This is a genomic window from Streptomyces sp. MnatMP-M17 (assembly GCF_900091995.1).
GTDB lineage: Bacteria > Actinomycetota > Actinomycetes > Streptomycetales > Streptomycetaceae > Streptomyces.
The window spans coordinates 1-5,382 of record NZ_FMDK01000508.1; the positions used below are offsets into that span (position 1 = coordinate 1).

Here is a 5,382-nt window from a genome sequence, read left to right on the forward strand (position 1 = left end):
GGCGCGCGCGCCGGGCGGGCGCGGAGGCGCGCGCCGGACGTGCCGGTGCGGGCCTGGGTGCCTTGCGCGACGGTGCGGGTACGGACCTGGCCGGTGCGGTGACGTCCGCCCGGATCTCCATCCGGGCTTCCGTACGGGCCGGAGGCGCGGCGAAGGCCCGGACGTCGACGGAGCTCATCGACTCCGTGCCGGCGTCCGTTTCCCCGTCGGACCCCGCCTCCTCGGCGGCGCGCCCTTGAAGCTCCTTGGCGTAACGGCGCTCCATGGCCGCCCTTCCGGACAGCAGCCGGATGGCGGTACTGAAGCGCTCCGTCGGACGTGCCTCATTGAGTTCGTCCTGCCTGCGGAGCCACATCGGCACCAAGTAGGCGGCCCAGGCCCCGACGATGACTGCGTAGATGAGGCCGCTGCTGCTCACGGTTCACACCGTAGAGGGGTTCGCATCAGGGCATCGGCCAATTGAGCCGGTGTGTCGCACGATCTGGCTGATATCACGGACTTTTTTTGTGACTGTTCAGATCAGTTTATAGTCATATGTCGATCACTATCGAACAAACATTTCATTTTCTATGCGTTCCCGGCCGTGCCTGCCGCCACCGGCGCAGCAGTCCCTCGGGCACCTCCTCGGCCGTGAGCACGAACACGAGATGGTCCCGCCACGCCCCGTCGATATGCAGATAGCGCGGGCGCAGCCCCTCCTCGCGGAATCCGAGTTTCTCGACCACCCGGCGGCTGGGCCCGTTCTCCGGGCGGATGCAGATCTCCACACGGTGCAGTCCGACCATACGGAAACAGTGGTCGACGGCGAGCGCGACGGCGGTCGGCATCACTCCGCGGCCCGCTACCTCGCGGTCCACCCAGTAGCCGACATGCCCCGAGCACATCGATCCCCAGGTGATCCCGGCGACCGTGAGCTGGCCGACGAGCCGTCCCTGGTACTCGACCACGAACGGCAGCATCCGGCCCGCGCCGGCCTCGGCGCGCAGATGGCGGACCATCTGCCGGTAGGTGGGACGCTGGGCGACCGGGCCGCCCGGTGGCGGCGGCGGGATCGTCGCCTCCCAGGGCCGCAGCCAGTCGCGGTTCCGCCGGTTCACCTCACGCCACGCGCGCTGGTCGCGCAGCCTTATCGGGCGGAGGGTGATATCGCCGTCCACCAGCGCCACGGGCCAGGACGGGTTCATCCGGAGGTACGGGGGTGATCGGTGCGGAGCTGATCGGTACGAGGGTGATCGGTACGAGGGTGATCGCCGCCGTGGATCTGGTCCACGGCGTGGACGAGCAGCCGGTCCAGCACGGCGAGACCGTCGCGTACGCCGCCCGTCGAGCCCGGCAGGTTCACGATCAGGGTCCGCCCGGCCACACCGGCCAGGCCACGCGAGAGCGCGGCGGTCGGAACCTTCACGGCGCCCTCGGCGCGGATCGCCTCGGGGATGCCCGGGATCTCGTAGTCGATCACGCGCCGGGTGACATCGGCGGTGCGGTCCGTGGGCGAGATGCCCGTACCGCCGGTGGTCAGGATGACGTCGTACGCGGCGGCGACGCCCGCGCGCAGGGCCCGCTCGACGGGCTCTCCGTCGGGGACGACCTCCGGTCCGTCGACGGAGAAGCCCAGCGCGGCGAGGCCCTCGGCGAGGATCGGGCCGCCCGTGTCGGCGTAGACACCGGCGGCGGCACGATTCGACGCGGTGACGACGAGCGCGCGATAGGTCCTCCGACGCGTCGGTCCCGGCCGCGTAGCCGACGGCTCCGGCCCCGTCCCCGACGGCCCCGGCCCAGTGGCCGACGGCTTCCGTACCACCGGCTCACCGGCGTCGGACACGCCTCCCGGGACAGCGTTCTGCGGGCCCTCGCCCGCACGCGCGCTCATGACTCCGCCCCGTCCGCCTCGCCCTGCGTCGCGGCGCCCGGTGGCCCCGGGCGGCGGGTCCAGTGGCCCGACCTGCCGCCGGTTTTCTCCTCGACCCGTACGTCCGTGATGACCGCGCCCTTGTCGACCGCCTTCACCATGTCCACGAGGGTAAGCGCGGCCACCGACACAGCCGTCAGCGCCTCCATCTCGACGCCCGTACGGTCCGTGGTCTTGACCGTGGCGAGGATCTCGACGGCGTCGTCCGTGACCGCGAGGTCGACCGTGACGCCCGAGACGGCCAGCGGATGGCAGAGCGGAATCAGCTCCGGAGTCCGCTTCGCGCCCATGATGCCCGCGATACGGGCGGTGGCGAGCGCGTCGCCCTTGGGCACTCCTCCGCCCCTGAGCAGTTCGACGACGCGCGGCGACACCAGCACCCGGCCGCTCGCGCGTGCGGTGCGCGCGGTGATCTCCTTCGCCGAGACATCGACCATACGGGCCGCGCCCGACTCGTCGACATGGGTCAAGCCGCCCTGCTGAGAGGGTCCGGGGGTCTCCCCCCGGGAAAACACAGTCATTCGCTGTGGCGCTCCCGGTCCGGGCCCGTCAGGGCCTGTGTGGGCAGACACGGTACCGCCACACGGGCGCATCAGCCGATCAGGACCACATCGACGTCCGTACCGGGCTCGACCGAGACCGAGTCCTCCGGGACGACGATCAGCGCGTCGGCATGGGCGAGTGCGGCGACAAGATGCGATCCCGCGCCGCCGACCGGAGTGATCGAGCCCGCCTCGGCGTCGTACGCGGCACGCAGGAACTGACGGCGGCCGGCCGGCGACGAGAGCGGTTTGTCCGCCGCGAGCGTGGCGCGGACCTTCGGGCGGTGCACCTCCTCCAGGCCCATCAGCCTGCGGATCGCGGGACGTACGAACAGCTCGAAGGAGACGTACGACGAGACCGGATTCCCGGGAAGGGCGAGCAGCGGAGTGTGCTCCCGGCCGATCGAACCAAAGCCCTGCGGCTTGCCCGGCTGCATCGCGAGCTTGCGGAAATCGACTCCGCCGCCGTCCTCGTCCTCGTCTCCTACGGAGGAGAGCGCCTCCTTGACGACGTCGTACGCGCCGACGCTGACGCCGCCCGTGGTGACCACCATGTCGGCGCGGATGAGCTGGTCCTCGATGGTGGCGCGCAGGGTGTCCGCGTCATCGGTGACGGCGCCCACCCGGTACGCAATGGCGCCCGCGTCCCTGGCCGCCGCGGTGAGCGCGAAGCTGTTCGAGTCGTAGATCTGGCCGTCGCCGAGCTGCTCGTCGGGCTGGACGAGCTCGCTGCCGGTGGAGAGCACGACCACGCGCGGGCGCGGGCGGACCCGTACCGAACCGCGGCCGATGGCGGCCAGCAGTCCGATCTGCGGCGGGCCCAGGACCGTACCGGCCTCCAGGGCCAGATCGCCCGCCTGCACATCGCTGCCGCGCGCGCGGACATGGCCTCCGGCCTCGACCGGGCGGTACACCCGCACCTCGCCGCTCGCGCCGTCCGGCGCCTCCACGGCCGGGCGCATCGAGGTGGCCGCACCGCCGCCCGTACCGCCGTCGGTCCACTCCACCGGAACGACGGCCTCGGCGCCCGGCGGCAGCGCGGCACCGGTCATGATCCGGGCGGTCTGCCCGGGGCCGACCTCGGGCAGGGCACCGCTGCCCGCCGCGACATCGCCGACGACGGTCAGCACGGCGGGAAACTCCTCGGTGGCGCCCGCGACATCGACCGTACGGACCGCGTAGCCGTCCATGGAGCTGTTGTCGAACGGCGGCAGCGCCACCGGCACCGTGATGTCCTCCACGAGCACACAGCCCTGCGCGTCGAGCAGTTGCAGCTCGATGGGATCGAGCGGGTGCACCGCGGCGAGAATGTCCGCGAGATGGTCGTCCACCGACCAGAGCCGCTCGTGCCCGTAGGCCGCCGGTGCCGATTCCGCCGTGCTGCTCAAGTGCCGTATCTCCTCGTCAAGTGCTACATCAAGTGCTACATCTCCTCCGCGACATAACCGCGGAGCCAGGTCCGGAAGTCCGGGCCCAGGTCTTCACGTTCGCATGCGAGTCTGACAATGGCACGGAGATAGTCGCCGCGGTCACCGGTGTCATAACGGCGGCCCTTGAAGACCACGCCGTGGACCGGTCCGCCGACCTTCTCGTCCGCGGAGAGCTGCTGAAGCGCGTCGGTGAGCTGGATCTCGCCGCCGCGGCCCGGAGCGGTCTTGCGCAGTATCCCGAAGACGGCGGGATCGAGGACATAGCGGCCGATGATCGCGTAGTTGCTGGGCGCGTCGGCGGCGTCGGGCTTCTCGACCAGATCGTGCACCTTGACCACATCGGCGTCGCGCGTGGGCTCGACCGCGGCGCATCCGTAGAGATGGATCTGCGACGGATCGACCTCCATGAGGGCGATGACGCTGCCGCCCTCGCGCTCCTGGACCTCGACCATCCGGGCCAGCAGCGGATCGCGCGGATCGATCAGGTCGTCGCCGAGCAGGACCGCGAAGGGCTGGTCGCCGACGTGCGGAGCCGCGCAGAGGACGGCGTGGCCGAGGCCTCTGGGATCGCCCTGACGCACATAGTGCATGGTGGCGAGGTCGCTGGACTCCTGGACCTTGGCGAGGCGTTCAAGGTCTCCCTTGCGGGTGAGCGCCTCTTCCAGCTCGTAGTTCCGGTCGAAGTGGTCCTCAAGAGGACGCTTGTTGCGACCGGTCACCATGAGCACGTCGGAGAGACCGGCTGCCACGGCCTCCTCGACCACATACTGGATCGCCGGCTTGTCGACGACCGGCAGCATCTCCTTAGGAGTTGCCTTGGTGGCGGGCAGGAACCGGGTGCCTAGGCCGGCGGCAGGGATGACAGCCTTGCTGATCCTGGCGGAGCTGGCCCGGGAGGGCGACTGAGTCATGCCGAACACACTATCTGCTGCGTATGGGCGGAAGATGATGCTCTGGTTAACTTTCGCCTCTTCCGTACTCATACGAGAGGTTTGTGATGTCTGATGGGGGATGACATGCCCGGAAAGGACGCGCTGCGGAGCGAACTTCTCGCCGCGAGGAACGGGCTGTCCGGTGAAGACGCGCGGAGAGCCGCTGCGGTTCTCGCGGAGCGCGCCCTGGAACTGCCGGAGCTGGCCCGCGCCCGTACCGTCGCCGCGTATGTGTCGGTAGGGCGCGAGCCCGGGACGCGCGCGCTGCTCGACGCGCTGCGCGCGCGGGGCGTACGGGTCCTGCTGCCGGTGCTGATGGCGGACAACGACCTGGACTGGGCGCCGTACGAGGGCGCGGAGCGGCTGGTACGCGCGCGGCGAGGACTGCTGGAGCCCGACGGTGTACGGCTCGGTCCCGACGCCGTACTGGACGCGGAGGTCGTCCTGCTGCCCGGCCTCGCGGTGGACGGGCGCGGTATGCGGCTGGGACGCGGTGGCGGCTCGTACGACCGGGTGCTGGGCCGGCTGGCCGAGGCGGGCGCCGAGCCGGCCCTGGCGGGCCTGCTGGA

The 5,382-nt window shown here is 70.8% G+C and carries 6 protein-coding genes and 1 pseudogene; 1 reads left to right on the forward strand and 6 read right to left on the reverse strand.

Features of this window, described 5'->3' with window-relative positions; genetic code table 11:
* The 6 genes and pseudogenes from GA0115259_RS22390 to galU form a co-directional block, all read right to left on the reverse strand.
* Positions 1 to 418 (reverse strand): annotated as a pseudogene (locus tag GA0115259_RS22390) (hypothetical protein); the annotation flags it as partial.
* 142 nt (positions 419 to 560) lie between these two features.
* Positions 561 to 1,184 (reverse strand): GNAT family N-acetyltransferase, encoded by a 624-nt coding sequence (locus tag GA0115259_RS22395; protein ID WP_093600114.1) that lies wholly within the window; start codon positions 1,182 to 1,184, stop codon positions 561 to 563.
* Entirely contained in the window at positions 1,181 to 1,801 is a 621-nt protein-coding gene (locus tag GA0115259_RS22400) for a MogA/MoaB family molybdenum cofactor biosynthesis protein (RefSeq protein ID WP_370748352.1), read from the reverse strand. Before GA0115259_RS22400 ends, GA0115259_RS22395 begins: the two co-directional genes overlap by 4 nt.
* 65 nt (positions 1,802 to 1,866) lie before the next feature.
* Positions 1,867 to 2,430 (reverse strand): cyclic pyranopterin monophosphate synthase MoaC, encoded by a 564-nt coding sequence (gene moaC, locus GA0115259_RS22405; RefSeq protein WP_093600120.1) that lies wholly within the window; start codon positions 2,428 to 2,430, stop codon positions 1,867 to 1,869.
* A 71-nt stretch (positions 2,431 to 2,501) separates the two neighbouring features.
* Positions 2,502 to 3,839: a molybdotransferase-like divisome protein Glp gene (glp, locus tag GA0115259_RS22410; RefSeq protein WP_093600123.1), complete on the reverse strand. Its 1,338-nt coding sequence runs from the start codon at positions 3,837 to 3,839 to the stop codon at positions 2,502 to 2,504.
* 35 nt (positions 3,840 to 3,874) lie between these two features.
* Positions 3,875 to 4,792, reverse strand: coding sequence for a UTP--glucose-1-phosphate uridylyltransferase GalU (gene galU / locus GA0115259_RS22415; protein WP_093600126.1), 918 nt, complete (start codon positions 4,790 to 4,792; stop codon positions 3,875 to 3,877).
* A 93-nt stretch (positions 4,793 to 4,885) separates the two neighbouring features.
* Between galU and GA0115259_RS22420 the strand changes: the two genes are divergently transcribed.
* On the forward strand, positions 4,886 to 5,382 hold a 497-nt coding region (locus GA0115259_RS22420), incomplete at its 3' end, for a 5-formyltetrahydrofolate cyclo-ligase (protein ID WP_093600130.1).